The sequence below is a fragment of the Ruegeria sp. CF4 genome, assembly GCF_056537345.1.
In genome coordinates, this window is record NZ_JBQFRJ010000001.1 from 669,209 (window position 1) to 691,712 (window position 22,504).

At 59.3% G+C, this 22,504-nt stretch carries 18 protein-coding genes; 5 read left to right on the forward strand and 13 right to left on the reverse strand.

From position 1 onward, the window contains the following. Positions 1-69: 69 nt before the first annotated feature. From ACR0NF_RS03330 to hemB, 3 genes are all read right to left on the reverse strand, one after another. Positions 70-2,532: a penicillin acylase family protein gene (locus tag ACR0NF_RS03330; protein WP_480666840.1), complete on the reverse strand. Its 2,463-nt coding sequence runs from the start codon at positions 2,530-2,532 to the stop codon at positions 70-72. Positions 2,533-2,698: 166 nt separating this feature from the next. Further along, the gene (locus tag ACR0NF_RS03335; RefSeq protein WP_480469655.1) at positions 2,699-3,271 is read right to left on the reverse strand and encodes a lipid-binding SYLF domain-containing protein; all 573 of its coding nucleotides are present in this window, start codon (positions 3,269-3,271) and stop codon (positions 2,699-2,701) included. A gap of 143 nt (positions 3,272-3,414) precedes the next feature. Beyond that, positions 3,415-4,413, reverse strand: a complete 999-nt coding sequence (gene hemB, locus ACR0NF_RS03340; protein WP_480666842.1) for a porphobilinogen synthase — start codon at positions 4,411-4,413, stop codon at positions 3,415-3,417. A gap of 120 nt (positions 4,414-4,533) precedes the next feature. On the opposite strand from hemB, the gene ACR0NF_RS03345 reads away from it, so the two are divergent. Beyond that, complete coding sequence (locus tag ACR0NF_RS03345) at positions 4,534-5,061, forward strand: component of SufBCD complex (RefSeq protein WP_480469657.1); 528 nt, start codon at positions 4,534-4,536, stop codon at positions 5,059-5,061. A 19-nt stretch (positions 5,062-5,080) separates the two neighbouring features. Next, the gene (gene mfd, locus ACR0NF_RS03350) at positions 5,081-8,536 is read left to right on the forward strand and encodes a transcription-repair coupling factor (protein ID WP_480777769.1); all 3,456 of its coding nucleotides are present in this window, start codon (positions 5,081-5,083) and stop codon (positions 8,534-8,536) included. Here mfd and ACR0NF_RS03355 read toward each other — a convergent pair. From ACR0NF_RS03355 to ACR0NF_RS03375, 5 genes are all read right to left on the reverse strand, one after another. Beyond that, positions 8,533-9,210, reverse strand: coding sequence for an SH3 domain-containing protein (locus tag ACR0NF_RS03355; RefSeq protein ID WP_480777770.1), 678 nt, complete (start codon positions 9,208-9,210; stop codon positions 8,533-8,535). The genes mfd and ACR0NF_RS03355 overlap by 4 nt on opposite strands. Then, positions 9,207-10,871: a tetratricopeptide repeat protein gene (locus ACR0NF_RS03360; protein WP_480777771.1), complete on the reverse strand. Its 1,665-nt coding sequence runs from the start codon at positions 10,869-10,871 to the stop codon at positions 9,207-9,209. Before ACR0NF_RS03360 ends, ACR0NF_RS03355 begins: the two co-directional genes overlap by 4 nt. Positions 10,872-10,929: 58 nt before the next feature. After that, on the reverse strand, positions 10,930-12,138 hold the full coding sequence (locus ACR0NF_RS03365) for an MFS transporter (protein ID WP_480777772.1): 1,209 nt from the start codon (positions 12,136-12,138) through the stop codon (positions 10,930-10,932). Positions 12,139-12,211: 73 nt separating this feature from the next. Then, positions 12,212-12,871, reverse strand: a complete 660-nt coding sequence (locus tag ACR0NF_RS03370; protein ID WP_480469662.1) for a DsbA family oxidoreductase — start codon at positions 12,869-12,871, stop codon at positions 12,212-12,214. After that, positions 12,868-14,385, reverse strand: coding sequence for a class I adenylate-forming enzyme family protein (locus tag ACR0NF_RS03375; RefSeq protein ID WP_480777773.1), 1,518 nt, complete (start codon positions 14,383-14,385; stop codon positions 12,868-12,870). Before ACR0NF_RS03375 ends, ACR0NF_RS03370 begins: the two co-directional genes overlap by 4 nt. A 65-nt stretch (positions 14,386-14,450) precedes the next feature. Between ACR0NF_RS03375 and ACR0NF_RS03380 the strand changes: the two genes are divergently transcribed. Further along, the gene (locus ACR0NF_RS03380) at positions 14,451-15,074 is read left to right on the forward strand and encodes a helix-turn-helix domain-containing protein (protein ID WP_480469664.1); all 624 of its coding nucleotides are present in this window, start codon (positions 14,451-14,453) and stop codon (positions 15,072-15,074) included. On the opposite strand, the gene ACR0NF_RS03385 is transcribed toward ACR0NF_RS03380, so the two are convergent. Beyond that, on the reverse strand, positions 15,063-15,380 hold the full coding sequence (locus ACR0NF_RS03385) for a hypothetical protein (RefSeq protein WP_480469665.1): 318 nt from the start codon (positions 15,378-15,380) through the stop codon (positions 15,063-15,065). The genes ACR0NF_RS03380 and ACR0NF_RS03385 overlap by 12 nt on opposite strands. 575 nt (positions 15,381-15,955) lie before the next feature. Next, a complete protein-coding gene (locus ACR0NF_RS03390; RefSeq protein ID WP_480777774.1) occupies positions 15,956-17,770 on the reverse strand; it encodes an extracellular solute-binding protein in 1,815 nt (604 codons plus the stop codon). A 294-nt stretch (positions 17,771-18,064) separates the two neighbouring features. Between ACR0NF_RS03390 and ACR0NF_RS03395 the strand changes: the two genes are divergently transcribed. After that, the gene (locus tag ACR0NF_RS03395) at positions 18,065-18,838 is read left to right on the forward strand and encodes a 3-hydroxybutyrate dehydrogenase (protein WP_480471893.1); all 774 of its coding nucleotides are present in this window, start codon (positions 18,065-18,067) and stop codon (positions 18,836-18,838) included. A gap of 65 nt (positions 18,839-18,903) precedes the next feature. After that, complete coding sequence (locus ACR0NF_RS03400; RefSeq protein WP_480469667.1) at positions 18,904-19,929, forward strand: patatin-like phospholipase family protein; 1,026 nt, start codon at positions 18,904-18,906, stop codon at positions 19,927-19,929. Here ACR0NF_RS03400 and ACR0NF_RS03405 read toward each other — a convergent pair whose 3' ends face one another. The 3 genes from ACR0NF_RS03405 to ACR0NF_RS03415 all read right to left on the reverse strand — a co-directional run bounded on the left by ACR0NF_RS03405 (position 19,930) and on the right by ACR0NF_RS03415 (position 22,475). Beyond that, positions 19,930-20,607 carry a DUF502 domain-containing protein gene (locus ACR0NF_RS03405; protein ID WP_480469668.1) on the reverse strand — a complete coding sequence of 226 codons (678 nt, stop codon included), beginning with the start codon at positions 20,605-20,607 and terminating at the stop codon, positions 19,930-19,932. Positions 20,608-20,670: 63 nt separating this feature from the next. After that, positions 20,671-21,585 carry a pseudouridine-5'-phosphate glycosidase gene (locus ACR0NF_RS03410; RefSeq protein WP_480469669.1) on the reverse strand — a complete coding sequence of 305 codons (915 nt, stop codon included), beginning with the start codon at positions 21,583-21,585 and terminating at the stop codon, positions 20,671-20,673. After that, complete coding sequence (locus ACR0NF_RS03415) at positions 21,582-22,475, reverse strand: PfkB family carbohydrate kinase (RefSeq protein WP_480469670.1); 894 nt, start codon at positions 22,473-22,475, stop codon at positions 21,582-21,584. Before ACR0NF_RS03415 ends, ACR0NF_RS03410 begins: the two co-directional genes overlap by 4 nt. Between the last annotated feature and the right edge of the window lie 29 nt (positions 22,476-22,504).

The following is a 22,504-nucleotide window of genomic DNA, read 5'->3' on the forward strand; positions in this document are numbered from 1 at the left end:
GATTTTAGGCGAAAACGAATGAGTGCGTCCACGAGTGGCGCAGAAAGGGGCGGGGATTTGCCGATTTGATTAGCGCGGGTTGAGCACGGTCACCCCGACGGCTGCAGCGCGGGCAAGCCCAATGTCCAGCGACATCGGGATATATTCCCCCCTCCGCCACAGCTGCGCCTGATCGTCGTAGTAGCGCGACAGGAAATGGCCTGATTGCCCGGTCGCGGTGATAAAGACCGAACTGTCGGGATCGGCGAAATCGTAAACGCCACGATAGCCTGCACCATGCACGTTCTGGAACGGGTCCGGCCCTTCGCCTGAGGTGCGTCCACGCAGCAGAGTGTTGTCGCCACCGCTGGTGGATTGACGGATGTTGACGAAGAATCGCAGCACCGGAACGTCACCCAACACGGGGTGGTCATGGGTTGCCTGATGCGCATCGCCCCAACGCAAGGACTCAAGCGCAGAGCCATAGCGCTCGGAAATCCAGATAATGGCGTCGTCCAGTGCTAGCCGCGCCATGTCAGTACAGGTCTCAAGCGGTGCGCTTTGATGTACGTCGCACCAGACCGACGCACCATCGATATCGCGGTAAACCCGCTCGATGAAGAGGGGGTCCACGTGCTTGAATTCCGTAGCAAGCGGGCCGAGTTCGTCCGTGATTAGGCGGATCTGCAACGCGCGCAGCCACGCGGCGTAGATCAGCGGTTCCGGCAGATGTTCGTTCATCTCACCGTTCCAGTTGGCCAGCAGGTCCAGCGCAATCTGACGTTGCCGTTTGGGGGTGTCTTCGGGCGCGGATTCGCCCGTGAACCAGAGGTCGGCACCGATCAGTGGTAGCAGGGACCGCGCCGTGAAGCTGACCGTATCCAGTTGCGCTTCGATAAAGCTGTCGCGGGTGTGCACTTCGCGCGACTGCATGAGGCGTTCCCAGCGATTGATCCTCTGGGTGTCGCCCCATTCATAGGAAACGTGTCGCGGAAAGGGGCGGTCAATGATCTTGTTATTCGTGTTGCCGAGCACGCCGCCGACCGGGGCCACAAACTCAGGGTTATCAGTATAGGGCAGACGACCCTGCCAGCGGTTCCGTTCCAGCCAGCCGGGAGAGGGAATACGACCGCGGCTTTGATGATTCAGGTCGCGCCGGGGCATCGCTCCGATCAATTTCAGGCCGATCGTGTCTTTGTCGACCAGCGACAGGTTTTGCGATGGGGCAATGAAATCTTCACCCAGATCAATGGCTTCGCGCACCGTGTCAGCGTTCATCAGCGCCAGAGAGGCGCTCATCGACGTGTCGCGAGGGCTCAATGCGCTCCACGACAATGACGCCACGTGGCCCGGCGGTGTGATGGTTTCCAGATCGTAATCGGTGCCCGGCAGAACGGGGCCATTCTCGGTCCAGCGCAGGGTCAGGGTGATTGGTGCGGTATCCTTGATCTCGATGATCGAGGGGCGGGTCTGAAAGCGTTTGTAGCCGTCGGGCGTGAGGTATTCCTCGGGATTATCGGGGTTCAGCTGTTCGATGTGAACGTCCTGATCATCCAAATAGGACGAGGTCAGCCCCCAACCCAGACGTTCGCTGCGCCCGGCCGAGACCGCCGGAATGCCCGGAATGGTCGCGCCGATTACGCCGCCTTTGGTCAGCTCCAACCGTGCCAGATACCAGATGCCGGGTGCGGTGAAACCCAGATGCGGATCGTTGGCCAGCAAGGTGCCACCACTAGCTGAGCGGGACGGCGCGGCGGTCCAGGCGTTTGATGCGCCCGCCAGACCACGCTGCGGGAATGGGGACAGCGGCGAGTCGGGCATCGGTGTGCCTTGCGCAAAGCGCGGCAGGTTTGGGAACAGCGCCGCGTATTCGGGCAACGCCGCGATACCGGGGCCGGGGACGTTGGGCAGTATGTCGGCAAGTCGCGCAGGATCGTCCAACATCAGAGACGTACGCGCACGCAGAACTTCGTCTGCGAGGTGGCCCGAAAGTTGCAGGCTCATCAACTTCATGATCGCTAGACTGTCGCCCGGCTGCCACGGGGGAACCGGCGCGTTGAACAGGAACATCTCGGGTGCACCCCGACCAAGCGCCTCTTCGTTGATTTCGGTCAGACGCGCGTTGATCCCGGCTGAATATGCGCGCAGGGCGGCTTTGGTATAGTCATCCTGCACCTCGACCGAGCGATGGGCGAGCCCGTAGAGGTCCAGTCGGCGCAACAACTTGTCGATGGATACGGTGCGTTGCCCAAAAACTTCGGACAAACGGCCCTGTACGGTGCGGCGCAGAATGGTCATCTGCCACAACCGATCCTGCGCATGCGCATATCCAAGGCCAAAAAATACATCCGGATCGGAAGCACCCAGGATATGCGGCACGTTCGCCGTGTCGCGTACAATCTCGACCGGGGCGGTTATTCCTTCTACGTCAAGGGTTTGATCGTATTCGGGCAGGGATTGGCTTGCCAGGAAATAGACCAGCCCTACGGCGGCGATCACCAGCAGGATCAGGCCTGTCGTAAGTCTCACCAGCCAGCGAAAAACCAGACCCATTTGTCCCCCGAAATCTTTGCGTCATTATTTTCGCCGAGGTTACTGGAACCCCAGCCGGACCGAAAGAGGAATGCCGCCTGTCTTCGTCGAAAACCATCGAAACTCAGAGCCCCGCCACAACATGCAGCGGGGCTTGTCCGAGGGGGGAGGGTGGTATCTCTGAGTATCAGGGGATGATGCGCGTGTATTTGGTGCCTTCGACCGTCGCGCCGAATTTCAAACCAGCCTGCCCGAAAACCGCAGCCAGAACGGGTTTGCGTAATTGCGTGGTGTCGGTCGACAGGGATTCTCCTGTCGCATCGACCACGTAACCGATGTCGGCCCCGGCGGTCCAACCGTTCGAGCGGCGGAAATCGTTCAACGCCTCGTCGGTCATGAAGAACAGCACATGCGCATATTGTTGCGCACCGATCTGAAGGCCCGCGCTGCCCGAAATGGCCGAGTAATAGTCCACGGTCGCGCCTTGTATACGCAGCGCTCCTTGACCATAGGCACCGCCGAAGATGAAACCGGCCTCGGTGATCAGCGGCATGACCAGCATTCCGTTGGCCTTGTTCGCGATCTCAAGGGTGTTGGGGTACTTGTTGTACATTTCGTTCAGCGTTGCATCGACACGCGCGTCGATGGTGGCCGCATTCGAGTTGCCGACCCCATTGCCGCATGCTGCGGTCAGGGTCAGCCCGGCCATGCCAAAAGCAAAGCCGCGACGGCTGAGTCGGGGGGAGTTTGAACTGCTCATGTTTCTCTGTCTCTGTATATGTGCCTGATATGTCGGGTATTCCCGATCTTGTATGCAAGAATACGCCGATTGCGGCCGCCTGTCACGGGAAAGCTGTGCCGCGGGCGCAGCAAATCGGCGAAAAATCGCGACAATCTGAGACGTTAGCCTTGCAGAATGCGAGCAGCTTCGGGTGCAAAATAGGTCAAGATGCCGTCACAGCCTGCGCGTTTGAAGGCCAGCAGGCTTTCCAACATCACATTTTCGCCGTCGATCCATCCGTTCTGTGCGGCGGCCTGGATCATCGCGTATTCACCAGACACTTGATACGCATAGGTTGGCGCGCCAAAGCTGTCTTTCACGCGGCGGCAGATGTCCAGATAGGGCATTCCCGGTTTGATCATGACCATATCCGCGCCCTCGGTCAGATCGCGTTCGATCAGACGTAAGGCCTCGTTCGAATTGGCCGGATCCATCTGGTAAGTCTTCTTGTCGCCTGTCAAAGCGCCCGAGGCCCCCACGGCATCACGGAACGGGCCGTAAAAGGCACTCGCATACTTTGCGGCATAGCTGAGGATCATCACATTGTGATGCCCTGCCGCTTCGAGCGCATTGCGCATCGCGCCGATCCGGCCATCCATCATGTCTGAGGGGCCGATAATATCGGCCCCGGCTTCGGCCTGTGCCAGCGTCATTTTCACCAGCGCTTCGACCGTCTGATCATTCACGATCTCGCCATCTACCACATAGCCGTCGTGGCCGTTGATGTTGTAGGGATCGAGCGCCACGTCGGTCATCACCGCAATATCCGGAGCCGCCGCCTTGATGGCGCGAATCGCGCGGTTGGACAGGTTGTCGGGGTTCCAGGCTTCGGCGCAATCTTCGGTTTTCAAGCTGGGATCAGTGTAGGGGAACACGCAAATCGCCGGTATGCCGAGGGCCTGCGCCTCGACAGCGGCTTTGGCGATCAGGTCGACCGATCGGCGCACGACGCCCGGCATCGACGGTACAGGCTCTTCGATACCTTCCCCATCGCGCACAAAGACGGGCCAGATAAAATCATCGACCGTCAGGGTATTCTCACGCACCAGTCCCCGTATCGCCTGCGATTGGCGGGCCCTGCGGAAGCGGGTCAGGGGATAGGGGGCGATGGTCGGTTTCATGGCGCGCTCTCCTTGAATAATCGCACATTGGGTGGCATGAATTGCCCGTAGTCTCAAGGGTAACAATGGACGCGTCGATGCGATGAAGGTCCCTGCAGACGGTGAATAAAGGGCTGACGCTTGGACATATACTCTACGATTTTCGAACTCATCGACATGCGTAGCTTCTCGAACCTATGGTATTGGATCGGATTGGCCGTGCTTTGGTCTTCGGTCAGCCACTGGGCGATGGGGGTGCCTTACGATCTGGTGGTGCGTGCGCGCCGGGTTGGTGGACAGACTGAACGCGATCTGCTGGACATCGTTCGCATCAATGGGAATCGGTTGCTGAATATCGTTGATGTGTCCGGTCTGGCTATCCTGGCGCTGAGTTGTTTCATCTTCACCGGCCTCGCGACGCTGGGATTCTTCTACGGTGTCGAGTTCGCACAGGCGGTGTTTCTGCTGCTGTTTCCCTTGTGTTTCGTAATGCTGATAAATATCTCGGCGGCTCGGCGGTTGCGCCGGCAGGAGCCAACGCTTGAGACTGTATCCAAGATACTGACGCGATGCCGGGTCTATACTCAGATCATTGGGATGATTTCGATCTTGATCACGTCCCTCTGGGGGATGTACCAGAATTTCTCGATTGGCCTTTTGGGTTGGTAAAATCGGAAAGGACGAGGCGATGACGGCTCCGAACCATGTTACGGTTGGCGGTGCCCCTGAGGGGTTTGACGCGCAGCTTGTCCTGAACGAGATTGCCCGTTCGGGTGGTCCTGTTGTTCATGTGGCCCGCGATGACAAGCGGATGGCGGCGATGCGGGCGGCGCTTGCCTTCTTTGCCCCGGACATGCCGGTCTTCGTGTTTCCGGGTTGGGACTGCCTGCCTTATGACCGGGTATCGCCCAACGCGGATATAGCGGCCGCACGGGTGGCGACGCTTGCGGCGCTGGTGCACCAGATGCCGGCTCGGTTTGTTCTGCTGACGACGCTGAATGCGGCGACACAGCGGGTTCCTGCGCGGGACGTGCTACGCGAGGCTGCCTTCACGGCGCGTGTTGATCATCGGGTTGATGAAGAGGCTTTGCGGAATTTCCTGGTGCGCATGGGGTTCACCCAAAGCCCGACCGTCATGGAGCCAGGTGACTATGCCATCCGCGGCGGGATTATTGACATCTTCCCGCCGGGCGAATCCGGCCCCGTCCGGCTGGACCTGTTCGGGGATGTATTGGACGGGGCGCGTCGGTTCGATCCGGTGTCGCAACGCACGACCGAGAAGCTTGAGGTGGTCGAACTCGCCCCGGTGTCTGAGGTCATTCTGGACGAAGCCGCCATTACCCGGTTCCGTCAGAACTACCGCATTGAGTTCGGCGCGGCCGGTACTGACGATCCGCTTTATGAGGCGGTCAGTGCGGGCCGTAAGCACCAGGGCATTGAGCATTGGTTGCCGTTCTTCCATGAAAAACTGGAAACACTCTTTGATTATCTGCCTGAGGCCTCCGTTTCGCTGGACGATCAGGTCACGCCCGCACGGCTGGCGCGTTGGGATACGATTTCCGACCAATACGAGACGCGCAAGCTGGCACTCGAAAACCGCTCGCGCATGGATACGGTTTACAAACCGACCCCACCCGGTTTGCTGTATCTGGATGACGCCGCGTGGGAGCAGGCCGTTGGTGACCGCCGCGTTCTGCAATTTAGCCCTCTGCCGCAGGCCAGCGGGCCAGGTGTGATCGATGCGGGTGGCCGCATTGGGCGCAACTTTGCACCCGAGCGGCAGCAGGAGAGCATCAGCCTGTTCGGCGCTCTGGCCAGTCATATCACCGACAAGATGGCCAAGGGGCCGGTGCTGATCGCGTCTTATTCCGAAGGCGCGCGCGAACGTCTGACCGGGTTGATTGAGGATGAAGGTCTGGCCGAGGCGATCCCTGTGACCGACGGTACCCGCGTTGGGAAACGCGGACTGCATCTGGCCGTCTGGGCGTTGGAGCACGGGTTCGAAACCCCTGACCTGACGGTGATCGCTGAACAGGATGTACTGGGCGACCGCCTGATCCGTCAGCCCAAGAAACGCCGCAAGGCAGAGAACTTCTTGACCGAGACCCAATCGCTGTCCCCCGGTGATCTGGTGGTGCATGTGGATCACGGTATTGGCCGCTATCAGGGGATGGAAGTTGTTACGGCAGCAGGTGCGGCGCATGAATGCTTGCTGTTGGAATATGCCGAACAGTCCAAGCTGTACCTGCCGGTCGAAAACATCGAGCTGCTGTCGAAATACGGCCATGACGAGGGGCTGCTGGACCGTCTGGGTGGTGGTGCGTGGCAGGCCAAGAAGGCCAAGCTGAAAGAGCGTATTCGCGAGATGGCGGACAAGCTGATCCGCATCGCTGCCGAGCGTGCCTTGCGCAAGGCGCCGGTCATGGATCCGCCGCCGCATGCGTGGGAGGAGTTCAGCGCACGTTTCCCGTATCAGGAAACCGACGACCAGCTGCGCGCGATAGCGGAAGTCATGGAGGATCTGCATTCCGGCGCGCCGATGGATCGTCTGATCTGCGGCGATGTGGGTTTTGGTAAGACCGAGGTTGCGATGCGTGCTGCCTTTGTCGCGGCAATGTCTGGCGTGCAGGTGGCTGTGATCGCCCCGACCACTCTGCTGGCCCGACAACATGCGGCCTCGTTCAAGGATCGCTTCCGCGGTTTCCCGCTGGAGGTCCGGCAATTGTCGCGCTTTGTTTCGGCGAAAGAGGCGCAGCAGACCCGCGATGGGCTGGCGCGCGGCACGGTGGATATCGTGATCGGCACGCATGCGCTGCTGGCCAAGGGGATACGGTTCCAGAACCTAGGTCTGCTGATCATCGACGAGGAACAACATTTCGGTGTGGGTCATAAAGAGCGGCTGAAACAGCTGCGCTCGGACGTGCACGTCCTGACGCTTACCGCCACGCCGATCCCGCGTACGTTGCAATTGTCGCTGACCGGCGTACGTGATCTGTCGATCATCGGCACTCCGCCCATCGACCGTCTGGCGATCCGCACCTATGTCAGCGAGTTTGACGCGGTGACGATCCGTGAAGCGCTACTGCGCGAGCACTATCGCGGCGGGCAGAGTTTCTATGTGGTGCCGCGCATTTCGGACTTGCCCGAGATCGAGGAATTCCTGAAGGAGCAGTTGCCAGAGCTGACCTATGTGGTTGCACACGGACAGATGGCAGCGGGCGAACTCGATGACCGGATGAATGCCTTCTATGACGGCAAATATGATGTGCTGTTGGCGACCACGATTGTGGAAAGCGGGCTGGATATTCCGACTGCGAACACGATGGTCGTGCATCGAGCGGATATGTTCGGCCTTGCGCAGCTCTATCAGATCCGGGGTCGGGTGGGGCGCTCGAAAACCCGCGCCTATGCCTATCTGACAACCAAGCCGCGTCAGAAACTTACGGCGACGGCCGAGAAGCGCCTGCGGGTTCTGGGCTCGCTGGATACGCTGGGGGCCGGGTTCACGCTGGCGTCTCAGGACCTAGACATTCGCGGGGCAGGTAACCTTCTGGGCGAAGAGCAATCGGGCCAGATGCGCGATGTTGGCTATGAGCTTTATCAGTCGATGCTGGAAGAGGCGATTGCCAAGATCAAAGCGGGTGAGATGGAAGGCCTGTCGGATGCTGACGACCAATGGGCACCACAGATCAATCTGGGCGTACCGGTTCTGATCCCCGAGGATTACGTGCCCGATCTGGACGTGCGGTTGGGGCTTTATCGCCGACTGTCGTCCCTGTCGACCAAGGTCGAGCTGGAAGGGTTCGCCGCCGAGTTGATCGACCGCTTCGGTACCCTGCCGAAAGAGGTCAACACCCTGATGCTGGTCGTGCGTATCAAGGCGATGTGCAAACGCGCTGGCATTGCCAAGCTAGATGGCGGGCCGAAGGGCGCGACGATCCAGTTCCACAACGACAAGTTCGCCTCGCCTGAAGGTCTGGTCGAGTTCATCCAGAACCAGCGCGGGCTGGCCAAGGTTAAGGACAACAAGATCGTCGTGCGCCGCGACTGGAAGAAGGACAGCGACAAGATCAAAGGGGCTTTTGCCATTGCCCGTGATCTGGCCGAAAAGGTTGTGGCCCAGAAGAAAAAGGCGAAGGCTTAGTCTCCGGTCACAAAGGTGCAGAGCTGCCACTCACCTGCGTCGGATTTCACAATTGCGGCGCGGTAACCGACCATCGAAGTCAAGAAATCGCTGAGCAGATATCCCGTAGTCCCATCGGTCAGTCTTATCTTCTGATATTCTTCGTCAGGCTGAAAGTCAGGGACGATCACAATCTCATGGCTGATCAGCGCGAGGATGGCTGCGCCGCGCGATGGGGTCTGTCGCAGAGTGATGCTTTCGCCCGAAACAAAGAACGCCGTGAATGGGTCCACGGCAGCGGGCAAGGTGATCCGCCAATGATGCGGCATCCAGAATTCACCCTGATCGTCGAAATATCCCGGTTGGGAAAGCGTTTTCTGTAATTGCGACCAGTAGTATTCACGAAGCTCCGCAGCTTCGTCCTGAAACTCTTCATCCAGTATTTCCGGGGGCACGGTGAGGTTGGTATGGAACTCTTCCGGGCCACCGGTGCTGCCATGGCTGAGATAGATATCTGGGCAGGCGGCGGCGACGACGGCATCTGTATCGCGGGCGTCGATCTTTGCCCGCAGGTCTTCGCGGAAAGCGAGCAACGTGGGATCGCGCTCCGCCTCATCAACGGGTGGAAAGGTCTGGCGCTGCGCAAGCGCCGGACCAGCAATCAGCAAGCTGGCCACCAGAAGGGGTATTCTCATTCAGCGGCCCTCATTGCGGCTTGTGCGCAGAAACAAGATGCTCCGACTGCGCGGTCGGCGCGGGCAAGCGCGAGGTCCAGACGTTGTTTGATCTGCCGGATTTCCACCGCCTCTCCGCGCGCGCTCAGGCAATCGTGCAGGCCCTTCAGGCTCCAGACATTGTCGGGGTGGATCGAGGCGCGGCTGAGCGTGCCGCCCAGACCCAGATCTTCGCGATAGACGGCCTCGGCCTCGGCGACATGGCCCTGTTCAAACAGCAATGCGCCGAGTGCGTGGCGGGTCGGCTGCATCCATCCCCATGGCTCGTCATAGGGCAGTGTATCATCCAGTTCGACCGAGCGGCGCAGATGGGCATAAGCGATCTCATAATTGCCTTTGCGATACTCGATCTCACCGCGCAGCATTTCCCCTGCAATCTCCAGCAGGTCGATGACCCGGTTGTTGTGCAATCGGCGAGCCTCGGGCACGCAGGTTTTTGCGGCGAGGAACAACTGCTCTTCGGCCTCGGCCTGTGTCACCTCTCCGGTCGCGGCATGGGCGATGGCGCGGGCATAATGCGTGGTCGCGGTCAGGGTGCGGTACAGGTCGGGATCCTCAGGCAATTCCAGTGCCTTGGCTTCTTCCCAGCGGCCAAAACGGATCAGAATATGCGGCCCCATTGACATGTAGCTTTCGAAATAATCCGCCATGGGCGGGCTTTCGACGCGCAACATATCCTCGGGCGTAGTGTCCCACAGGCCCTGATTGGCGCGCAAAGCCGGTTCCATCTGACCGAGGAACAAAGCGCCGTAAATGGTGAAGTGATAATTGTGCTGGCGATAACCGGTGTAGATGTTGAAGGCACCTTCACGCTCATAATATTTCAGATCGGCGACCGAGGCCTGTTCGTTCCAATGGACAACGTTTTGATAGTGGCCGCACAGCACATCGATATGGGTGGGCATATGCACCAGATGCCCCGCATCCGGCACCAAAGTGCGCAGGATATCCCCCGCCTTCAGGGCCTTTTCCGGCGTTGGGGACATCTCCATCAGATGGACATATAGATGAAGCAATCCGGGATGAGACATGGCTGCCGGATCGTTGGCCATCGCGGTTTCTAAAGCCTCCTGCGCCTCGAACGTGGCTGCGCCTTGGGCAGGTTGACCGGTCTTTAGATCCCACATCTGCCATGGCGTGAGGTTCATCAGCGCCTCGACATAGATCGTACGCAAATCCAGATCGTCAGGCTGTTCGGCAAAGGCCGCGCGCATCGCGTCGGCGTAATCGTAGTCCCATCGGTGCATACCCTCAGTCGGATCACGCTGCGGGTATCGCGCGGGCAGGGCGCGGATGAGGGCTTGTTCAACCGGGGTACATTTGTCCAGCAGCGACATTGCCCGCTGCGTTGAATCGTAGGCAATCGCCAATGATTTGGTTTGATTTTGATCGTCGCGCAAATCCCACGGCAGATTGTAGTTCGGTCCTGCCGCATAGGCGACGCCCCAATGCGCCATGGCGCAGTCAGGGTCATGTTCGGCGGCCTTCTGAAAACAGGCGACCGCTTCGTCGTGGTTATAACCATAGGTCCAGACCAGCCCGCGATCGAACCAGAGCTGCGCCTCGGGCGACGATGTCGTGACCGCACAGGAATATGTGCCCAGATCATAGTAATCGTTCATGAAAACCCCCTCCCAAGTCTGGGAGGCAGGTTAGCGCGTTTCAGGAGCGCTGCACAGATCAGGCGAGAAGTCTGTTTTCAATCCGGCCCATATGCAGCATCAGGCCGAAGCCCACGATGCACATGATCAGTACAGCAGTTGTCAGCGGCGTGATCGAACCATCGAACAACAAACCGACCGGAGCCGCGATGGCCGCCGCCAGCACGGTGGCGATCGAGCCGATCACTGAGGCCGCCATACCTGCGATATGGCCCATCGGCTCCATCGCGATGGCGTTCAGGTTGCCCATGGTCACACCCGCCATGAAAAAGACCGATGTTTGCCAGGCCACGAACAGGCCGAACGAGGCGTCGGGCGACAACGGTGTCATGTTCAGGAAAATGACGCAGCTGGTGATCAGGATTTGCCCTCCCAAGGCCCAGGTCACCATCCGGCGCATGCCAACACGGACGACCAGCGCCGCGTTCAACAGGCTGGCCGAGCCTGAGATCAACGCCACGAAGCCGAACCAGAACGGAAAGCTTTCGGCCCGGTCATGCACGACGTCAAAGATCGGTTGCACCATTGTCAGCATGGTGAACAGCAGGCCCATGCAAAGCGTTTGCACCATGATCGACAGGCGGACGGTGGGATGCGCGATCATCTCTTGTACCGCCGCAATCATCAGCGGCAAGCGGAAGGGGCGGCGGTTTTCGGGTGCTAAGGATTCGGGCAGTCGACCGGTCATCCAGATCACAATGACCAATGCGAACAGGATGAATGACACGAAGATACCGCGCCAGCCGACCAAAGCGATAACGCCTGCGCCAAGCAGCGGAGCGATCGCAGGAACCAGAGTGAAAATCATCATCGCGATTGAGATGATGCGGGCCATCTCGCGCCCGGCAAAGAGGTCACGAATGATTGCCATTGCCACAACGCGCGGACCAGCTGCGCCCAACCCCTGAGCCACCCGCGCCGCCAGTACCAGTTCGAGCGACGAACTGGCCCAGGCCACGGCGGAGGCGAGGATGTAAAGTACCACACCTCCGTAGATCACAGGCTTTCGTCCGACTGCATCCGAGATTGGCCCCGTAAAAAACGTGCCGATCCCCATGCCCAGAACAAAGGACGTCAGGATCAGCTGGGCCTTGTTGAGATCACCGGGGCTGAGCTCTGCCCCGATTTCAGGCAGGGCGGGCAGCATTGAATCGATCGAAAAGGCAATCGTGGCGAACATCATCGCGACCAGCGCAATGAATTCGCCCCGCGACATACGATTGGTCATGGGAAGCTCCTTCCCAGCAGCGCTATCACGGTGCAACGGGTTGGACTAGATCAGGAATGCACAGAGGTATGTGCTATTCTGCAGGGGAAGCCTCAAGTTGAGACATGATGTCCGCGATCACTTTCCCCCATAATTCAGGGGGTTGCGCACCAGGAACCGCATGTTGATTGGCCACGATGAATGTCGGAACCGAATTCACGCCCATCTGCCGCGAATGCGTATCCCGGTTGCGGATATCTTCCCGGTCGGCGTTTGACTTCAGCAGTTTCAGTACAACGGCGGCATCCATGCCGACGGTGTCGGCGATATCTGCCAGAACCTCATGATCGCCAATATCGCGCGCCTCGACGAAATAGGCGTTGAACAGCGCGTCAACCACGGCGTTCTGTTTGCCCTCGATCCCGGCCCAGTGGATCAGCCGGTGGGCATCCAGCGTGTTGGGGGTGCGTTTCATGCCCTCGAAATCGATTTTCAGACCAGCGTTATCGGCATGTTCTACCACGGGTGCATAGGCGCGGACGGCACCGTCCTTGCCGCCGAATTTACGTTCAAGGTATTCGCGCCGGTCCATACCCGCGTCAGGCATGTCGGGATTCAGCTGAAACGGATGCCATTCGATCACAAAGGGGTGGTTCGGCACCTCTGCCAGCGCTTTGTCCAGATGGGTCTTGCCGATATAGCACCAGGGGCAAATCGGGTCGGACATGATGTCGAGCTTAACGGTCTGTGTCATTCGGACGTCGCCTTGAAATAGGCCGGCAGGGCGCGGCGCAGGAGTTTGCTGTTGCCTCCGGTAGGCAGGGCGGACAGATGGACAAAGGCGCGCGGCTGTTTGTAGCGCGCCAGCTTGTCAGACACATAGGCGCGCAACACCTCCGCGTCCAGTTCTTCGGGGCCGGTGTAGAAGGCAACGATGATCGAGCTGTCCTGTTTCACCTCAACCGCCGACGCGCCGACCTGAGTGATGCCGGGGTGGGTAGACAGTGCCGCCTCGACCTCGACCGGAGATACCCGGTACCCACCCGCATTCATCATATCGTCGTCGCGGCCGAGATAGATGATCTGACCGTCTGCTGCCATCGCCCCCTGATCGCCGGTCAGGAACCAGTTCCCGGCCATGCGCGCCTCGGCCTCTTCCGGTGCGTTCAGGTAGGTCAACATCAGACCGGGGTCGTTGCGATGAATTGCAATTGTACCCTCTTGCCCCTGAGGGACCGGTCCGTCAGGCCCAACGATGGCGATCCGGCGACCGGGCTGTGGTTGGCCCAGAGCCTCTCCGCGTGCCGGGTGGGTCGGGCTGGATGAGATAAAGGTCGAGCATTCGGACATGCCGTAGGCTTCGTACAGTTCGGTGCCGGTGCTCTGCATCCAGCGTTCGTGCAGGTGACGCGACAGTTTCTCGCCCGCCGAGAGGCCATGGCGCAGGTTGGGCAAGCTCATACGTTCGGGGGCCTGCAACATCTTGCGATAGACGCCCGGCGCGGCGGCGAAGATCGTGGCTCGATGCTGATTCAGCAACGCGGGCAGATCCGCGATATCGGTGCCGGGTTCAGGGATCAGCGCGGTTGCGCCGATGGTCCACGGATCCATCAACCCGGTGCCCAGCGTATAGGTCCAGTTGAACGCGCCTGCATGGCACAGTCGGTCGGATGGCGTTAGCCCGTACCAGCCATCAACCATCATCTGCCGCGCCCAGATCGCCCGGTGGGCATGCGCAACCGCGCGCGGCTTGCCCGACGTGCCCGAAGTATAGACCACATAGGCCATGCGGTCGGGATCCCCCATCTCAAAGCGCGCAGGGGGCAGGCTGCGCATCTCGGTCAGGTCGAACAGGGTGATCTGACGCGGATGCGGGGCGCAGGCCACGTCCGGGTCGCGCAGGATGGCGGCCGGGTTGAGGTCACTCAGGATACCAGCGGTCTCAGCCTCTGTCAGTTGCGAGGATGTCGGGACCGGAACAAGGCCCACTGCGATGGCGCCCAGATAGGCAATCGGGAAATCAACGGTATTGCCTAACCGCATGACCACGATGTCTCCGGGCGTGAGACCCGCGTCCAGCAACCCGGCCCCGGTGCCAAGGATCGCTGCCTTTAAGTCGGCATAGGTCCAGTCACGGGCCAAGTGACCGCCAAGAACGGACAGGGCCGTTTTGCCGGCGCATTCATCTGCATGGCGCAGAACATGCGCCGCCAGATTGAAGGGGTTGGGACAGGGTGCAAAGGGTCCCTGATCAAAGATCGACAACATGGCCTACGGCTACCGTCGGGTGCCGTGCGTTGCAAGCGGCGCGGCCTGGCCCTATAGAAAGAGCTATGAGCACGAATGATCACAAATCCATCGTCCGCATTGCGCGCGACAACGGCAACAGCAAGGAATTGGAGCCTGTCGATCTGGGTGCGCGGGTGCGTGAGCTGCGCAAGGCGCGCAAATGGACGTTGGAGCAGGCCGCCACTCAGGCCGGGCTGGCACGTTCAACGCTTAGCAAGATCGAGAACGGTCAGATGTCTCCGACCTATGACGCGCTGAAAAAGCTGGCTACCGGTCTGGAGATCTCGGTGCCGCAGCTATTCACGCCACCGCAGCGCGATCAGGTGATTGGTCGCATGGCGGTGACCAAGATGGGTGAGGGGGCCGCGCATGCAACCGCGACCTACGAGCATGAGCTATTGGCCGAAACGCTGACCAAAAAACAGATGCTGCCGTATCGCGCCCGCGTTCGTGCGCGATCGATGGAAGAATTTGATGGCTGGGTGCGCCATGATGGTGAGGAATTTCTGTACGTGCTGACCGGTGTTGTCCGGTTGTTCACCGAGTTTTATGAACCCGTCGAGATGCGTCGGGGCGACAGTGCCTATTACGATGGCAGCATGGGGCACAATGTCATTTCGGTCAGTGATGAAGACGCAACGATCCTGTGGGTGACTTCACTTAGCTAAAGACTGGGCAGCCTCGCGGTTTAGAGCCTCAGTAAACAGGAAATCCTCAAGCTCTTCGCGTGCTTCGTTGACTGTCAGGTGATGACGCTCGGCCAGATAGGCCTCGAACTGTTTGCGATCTTCGCCAACGCGGGCCATATCCCTGTCTCGCAGGTTTGGAAACCTGCGTTTCGCGCGCGCATAAGACGCGCCCCAGTCTTGCGTCAGATCAGCCCAGTTCAGCATCTGCGAGCCTTCCTTTGTTAGTGTTTCAGGATTGCTCTCCCCCAAACCAGCGTACGGAGTGAGGCGCGATGCTGCGGACATGACAAAATGTCGCAGGGTGCAATCGGGTCATTCTGGTGCAAAAAACCCGCTGCGGCGTAACCGCAACGGGCCTACGGACCTGCTGTTTAGTGAGTGGCGGCCGGTCCGTAATTCCTCTGGCTTGAACAGCCAGCTCAGTAAAACATGCCCGATAAATACAGCAATTATCTGCATTATAACGAACGTCGGTATATGTGCAGGGTATATCCCCAAGAACCTATCCGTAAAGCCATCTTGTGATGATAGCTGCCAGAATCTCAAAACTTATGGATGATGTATATTTGTAGGCGTCAACGATGTGGAGCTGCACAAGGACTGGTATCGTATCCGCTTGTGCTGAAATCCGCCGAAAACTACGAAGATCAGGTCGAGGGCGGCGATGATCTCGGAAAATCACTGGTGCGAACCGGTGCGGTGCAGAGTCTCGGATGTCTATAGTATCGGACGATCGAATATATGGCATCTGGCTTAGGCACCACCGGGTTGAAATGCGCACCCGGGACTCGGGTCAAATCAGGCAGGTCTCGTTGGCGGTATGGTCGCTAGCGGCGAAGACAAATTTCATCTTGAGCGTGTCATTCCTCATACCACCAGACCTGAGGCATATATTCGGGTCCATCGCCATAGATCGGCCAAGTGCTTGGGTGCTTCAGTTCCTTGGCGTGGGCGATGCGCCCAACGTCAAAGTTCCAAATCGGGATCACATAGCGCCCGGCAGTCAGAACGCGATCCAGCGCGCGGGTGGCGGCAACGAAATCCTCGTGGCTTTCCGAGGTCAGCATCGCGTCGATCAAACCATCAACCGCAGGCGATGTGACGCCCATCAGGTTCCGCGTACCGGGTGTGTCCGCATTCTCGCTGCCCCAATACAGGCGCTGCTCGTTGCCCGGCGAAAGCGACAGCGCGCGGCGGAAGATGGTCATGTCAAAATCCAGCTCGGAGGTGCGCCCTGTATATTGCGCGCTGTCGACCTGTTCGATTGTCACCTGAATACCCAGACGTTCCAGCGCGCGGGTATAGATCTCCATCGCCGTCATATTGTCGCTGTCGCCTTGTTGCAGCAGGACCGTGATGGTGAAGGGCTCGCCTTTGTCATTGCGCAGGACACCGTCCTGAATGGTCCAGCCTGCTTCAGCCAGCAGGTTTGCGGCCGCGCGGATGTTGGCACGGTTCCGGGCCGATCCATCGCCCGCTGGCGGGGTGTACCCGTCAAGCGTTCCGGGCGGCAGATCAGCGGCGTAGGGTTCCAGCAGCTCGGCAACACGGCCGGTTGCCGGACCTGGCTGCATGGCCAGATCAGAACCTGAGAAATACGACGTAATCCGGGGCTGTGCGCCACCGGTGATGGTGTCGTTGATAAATTCGAAATTGAAGGCCAGCGTCAGCGCTTCGCGCACGCGCCAGTCGTCGAACGGGGCTTTGCGCGTGTTCATTACATAGCCCGTCATGCCTGAGGGCTTGCTATGTGGGATTTCCGTCTTGATGACATCGCCACGTTGCACTGAGGGAAAGTTGAACTGGGTGTCCCACTTATCGGCGTTGAACTCACGCACGGCGGTCAGTTCTCCGGCCTTGAACGCCTCGAACAGAACCGTAGCATCACCGTAGAATTCCAGCAGCATTTCATCAAGGTTCATGGTGCCTTTGCGGAACGGGATATCGGCACCCCAATAGTCAGGGTTCCGCCGCAGGGTGACATAGCGACCGGCCTCATAATCATCGATGACGTAAGGCCCGGTTCCGATGGGGATATCCTGCAGCGGAGCGTCGGCGAAATCCTTCCCCTCCCATTGGGCTTTTCGCAGGATCGGGCGTAGACCGGCGATCAGGGCCAGCTCTCGATCCGGTTCGTTGAAGGTGATGCGCACGCTGCGCGGCCCGGTCTGTTCGATGCTGTCGATTTTGCCCCAAAGCCCGCGATAGCGCAGGTGGCCTTCGGTGCCCAAAGTCTCGTATGACCAGATCACGTCATCGACGGTCACGGGGGTTCCGTCTGAAAATGCGGCGTTCTCGCGAAGTGTGAATTCGACCCAGGAGCGGTCGTCGGCCGTCTCAACTGATTCGGCTAACAACCCGTAAAGAGTGAAAGGTTCGTCCCAGGATCGGCCCATCAGGCTTTCATGGGTCCAAAATCGCAACTGCCAGGGTGACGTGCCTTTTTGCACAAACGGATTAAGGCTGTTATAGGCGCCGGTGTTTCCGAACACGACTTTACCGCCCTTCGGCGCGTCCGGATTTGCATAGGGCAGCGACACAAAATCCGGTGGTAAGGCCGGGTCCCCATACATAGCTATGCCATGGACCGATTCTGCAGAAACCAAAGAGGCAGTAAAAATGCAGGTGATTCCCGCGATAACGTGTCTGAACGGGCGGAGATAATCGGGGCTCATTTTGGAAACAATCCTGCTCTGGCCTTATTTTGTTTGGGATTCACCGTAGCCATGATTTTTCTTATTATCAAACTTTTAGCTTGGATGGATGCAAAGAATTGCTTATAAAGGATGCACTGCTCGATAGGTTTCTTGCCTGTATGAAACCTGCCTCAATAACTTAACGCCCGCTTCGTGCGGGCGTTTTTTTATGCAGATCTGAGCCGGGAAACAAACCCGTCATCATTCCCCGTTTTATTTGCAGGTGCAGCATGGCACAGTGCGCGCGAAATGAAATCCAGCAGGGAGAATGTCATGGGTCTGTCGGGCAAAACAGCCGTCATCACGGGGTCGAATTCAGGGATCGGGCTGGGCATCGCGCGCGAGTTGGCCAAGGCCGGGGCGGATGTGGTGCTGAACTCGTTCACCGACCGAGACGAGGATCATGCGCTGGCCGCCGAGATCGGGCAGGAGACGGGCACCAATGCGCGCTACATCAAGGCGGATATGTCCAAGGGTGACGAGTGCCGCGCCCTGATCGAGCAGGCGGGCGCTTGTGACATCCTGGTGAACAATGCGGGCATTCAGCACGTCGATCCGATCGATCAGTTTCCGGCTGACAAGTGGGACGCGGTCATTGCGATCAACATGAACTCGGCCTTCCACACCACGGCTGCTGCCCTGCCGATGATGCGTGCGGCGGGCTGGGGACGGATCGTGAATATCGCCTCGGCCCATGGTCTGACGGCCTCGCCCTTCAAAGCGGCGTATATCGCGGCCAAACATGGCGTGGTTGGGATGACCAAAACCGTGGCGTTGGAAACCGCGCAAGAGCCGATCACCTGCAATGCGATCTGCCCGGGCTATGTGTTGACACCTTTGATAGATTCCCAGATCCCTAACACGATGCGAGAATACAACATGACCCGGGAAGAGGTCATAAAGAACGTATTGCTGGAGCGGCAGCCTTCAAAAGAGTTCGCGACAATCGAACAACTGGGCGGTACGACGATCTTCCTGTGCTCGGATGCGGCTGCGCAGATTACGGGTACGACGATTTCGGTCGATGGAGGTTGGACCGCCTTGTGAGTTTTCTTGGGGGCACAGCCCCCATGCCCCCGAAGTAATATTAGTCAGAAGAAGAGGGTGGGGTCGTGAAGAGGATCAATCTGGCATTGCAGGGTGGTGGGGCGCATGGGGCGTTCACCTGGGGCGTGCTGGACCGTTTGCTGGACGAAGAGGACATCGAGGTTGCAGCGATCACAGGAACCTCGGCGGGGGCGCTGAACGGGGCAGCGTTTAAGTCGGGGATGGTACGAGACGGGCGTGAGGGCGCGCGGGCTTCTCTGGATGGGTTGTGGAAGCGCATGGGGGCCGTCGGGGATATGCGGATTGCCCATTGGATGCGCGGCATTGAGCCCGCTCATGTTGCTCAGGCGCTGGAATACTCGGTTCCGTTTTCGATGGCCGAGACCTGGTCGCGGCTGGTGTCGCCCTATGCCTATGGTCCGTTCTACCGCAATCCGCTTACCCCGGTGGTGGATCGCTTCAACTTTGACGAAATCTGCGCAGATGAGGGGCCAGAGCTTTTTGTCTGCGCGACCTGTGTGCGCAGCGGCAAGATCCGCGTGTTTGCCGGGGAAGAGATTTCGACAGATGCCATTCTGGCCTCGGCCTGCCTGCCCAACCTGTTTCAGGCGGTTGAAATTTTTGACCCCAAATCCGGGCGAACCGAGGCCTATTGGGATGGGGGCTATACGGGCAATCCGGCTCTCTATCCATTGTTCAACAATGGTTTGCCGGATGATGTGGTGATCGTGAACATCAACCCACTGGAACGTGACGAGGTTCCCAAAACGCCGCAGCAAATCCAGAACCGGATCAACGAGATCAGTTTCAACTCATCGCTCTTTCGCGAATTACGAGCTATCAATTTCGTGCAGCGCTTGCTGGCCGAGGGCAAACTGAAAGCGGGAGAGATGAGCCGGGTGCTGGTGCATATGATTGCGGATGACGCCTTGATGAACGACCTCTCGGCGGCGACCAAAATTGTACCCAACCCGGTTGTGTTGAACCGGTTGAAAAAGGCCGGACGCAACGCGGCAGAGCAGTTTCTGACTGCTTATAAAGACGATCTGGGAGAGCGCAGCACAGTCGATCTGCCTGCGATGTTTGGCTGATTATTCAGGTGGTTGGGTCGGGTCTTTGTCGTTCGGATAAACAAGACCGGCTGAAATCACCAGTTTGGCTGCGTCCTCGATGGACATGTCCAGCAGGATCACGTCCTCGGCGGGGAAAAACAGCAGGAAACCGGATGTAGGGTTCGGAGTTGTGGGGACAAACACGCTCAGCAACTCGCCCCCGGTTTCAGCGCGCTCACTCACTTCGCCCCGGGCGGTGGTCGAGACAAAGCCGATGGCCCAGATGCCTCGGCGGGGATACTGGATCAGGCAAGCCTTTTCGAAAGACCGCTCGGTCTGCGCGAACACCGTTTCCGAGATTTGCTTGATCCCGGAATAGACCGAACGAACAACGGGCATACGGTCGACGAGGCTCTCGGCGAAATGGATCAACGAGCGGCCCAGGATGCCTTTGGCAATCCAGCCGACGATGACCGTGAAGAGCAGGAAGATGACGACGCCCACGCCGCGCAAGTTGATGCCGACATATTCCGAAGGCTGGAACCGCTGCGGGATCAGCGGCAGTACCGCGCTGTCGATCCAGCCCACGACAGACCAGATCAACCAAACAGTCAGCCACACGGGCGCGATGACGACAATGCCCGTCAGAAAAGACGCGCGCAGCCGGGACAACAGACCCGGTCGGCGGTGAGGTTCTTCGTCAAACGGAGTGTTCATTGCGGTCCTGAGTGGTTTGCGGATTTAGGTAAGCAGTCTGGGCCTTTGGTACAATAGGCCCCTTTACGGTGCCGATTTTGCCAATTCTCGCGCGATGGCGGCAGCCAGGCGGGCATTGTTGCGGACCAGAGCGATATTGGCAGTAAGGGAACGGCCCTCGGTCTGTTCGTAGATACGCTGCAGCAGATAAGGGGTAACGCCCTTGCCGGTGATGCGGTGCGTCTCGGCGTCGGATTGGGCCGATGCGATGATAGGCGCCAATTCATCGGACGGGATCTGATCGGCATCGGGGATCGGGTTGGCCACCAATTGTCCGCCGGGTAGACCCAGCGCGCGACGGGTGGCGTGGGCTTTGGCAATCTTGGCAGCATCGTCCATGCGCAGCGGGGCCGCGAGCGGAGACTTTGCGGACCAGAACGCCGGAAACTCGTCCTGCCCATGCGCGATGACGGGCACGCCCAGCGTTTCCAGAACCTCAAGCGTTTTGGCTAGGTCGAGGATGGCTTTGGCCCCGGCCGCTACAACGGTGACCGGGGTGTGGGCAAGCTCGTGCAAATCGGCAGAAATATCGAATGAAGTTTCGGCCCCCTGATGCACCCCTCCGATGCCCCCGGTCGCAAAAACCTCGATACCGGCGTAATGTGCGGCGATCATCGTGGCCGCAACCGTGGTTGCGCCTGTGCCGCCGGTAGCGAGGCACGCCGCCATGTCAGCACGCGACAGTTTGGCGACGCCCTGAGCCTGACCCAATGCACTCAACTGGTCGGCTTCGAGACCGACATTCAGAACACCGTCGATAACGGCGATTGTGGCCGGAACTGCACCGGCATCACGGATATCCTGTTCGACCTGGGCCGCAACCTCGATGTTCTGAGGGTAGGGCATGCCGTGGGTAATAATGGTGCTTTCCAGTGCCACGATGGGTTGGCCTGCATCTTTGGCAGCACGGACCTCGGCGGAATAGTGAAGGGTGATCACAGTGGGGTTTCTCCGGAAACATAGGTTGCGGCGGCATGCAGGGCGCGGCTGAGGGCCGCGTCATTCACTGCGCCATTTGCCTCGGCGGCGATATGGGCGGCCATGAAGGTATCTCCGGCACCAGTCACACGAGTGACCAGAACCGAAGGGGGTGTTTGGGTCAGAACGCCGTCAGTATCCCCGACAGTGGCTGAGTTTCCGCCATCGGTTACCAGTACCCGCAGGGCACCACGATCCAGCAGACCCTTGGCGGCGCTTTCGGAATCGGTGAATTCGCGCTGACATAGCAGGCCGGCCTCTTCGAGGTTCACATACAGTGTCGCGCGGGCGTGTTTGAGGAAGGGCAGCAGCCGCTCGGCCTTACCGGGTGAGGCGGGCGCGACGCGCAGATCGGCTTTGGCGAAGGCGGGGCTTTGGGCAATCTCTTCCAGAAGGGTGAGTGTCAGGTTGCCATCCAGTGCAATGGGGCCTTCGAAAGGTGTATTTTCGTAACCCAAAGGCCCGTGCATGAGAGGGCGCAGGATTTTGGCTCCGGCGGCTTCCAGCGAATGCGCATCGGCAATGGCGGCGATCAGCCCGTTTGCGCCCTCGACAGCCATATATCTGTCGGTTGGCAGGTCTTGCGAGCGATAGATGTGATCGGTGACCATCCCGAGGCGCGCGCAGGACTGAACCAGTTCGTCGCCCTCGGGGTCGCGGCCTATTGCGGTCAGCAGCGTGGGAGTCATCCCAAACCGCACCAGCGTCATGGCGATGTTCATGGCGACGCCACCGGGCAGGCGGGTGATGCGACCCGGCACGTCCGAGCCCTGACGCATGGCGCTGGCCGACCGTCCGATCACGTCCCAAAGGACTGAACCGATGCACAGGATTTCGCTGTTCTTATTCATGCCACGTGTCATGCCGCAGCCCCGGCGTG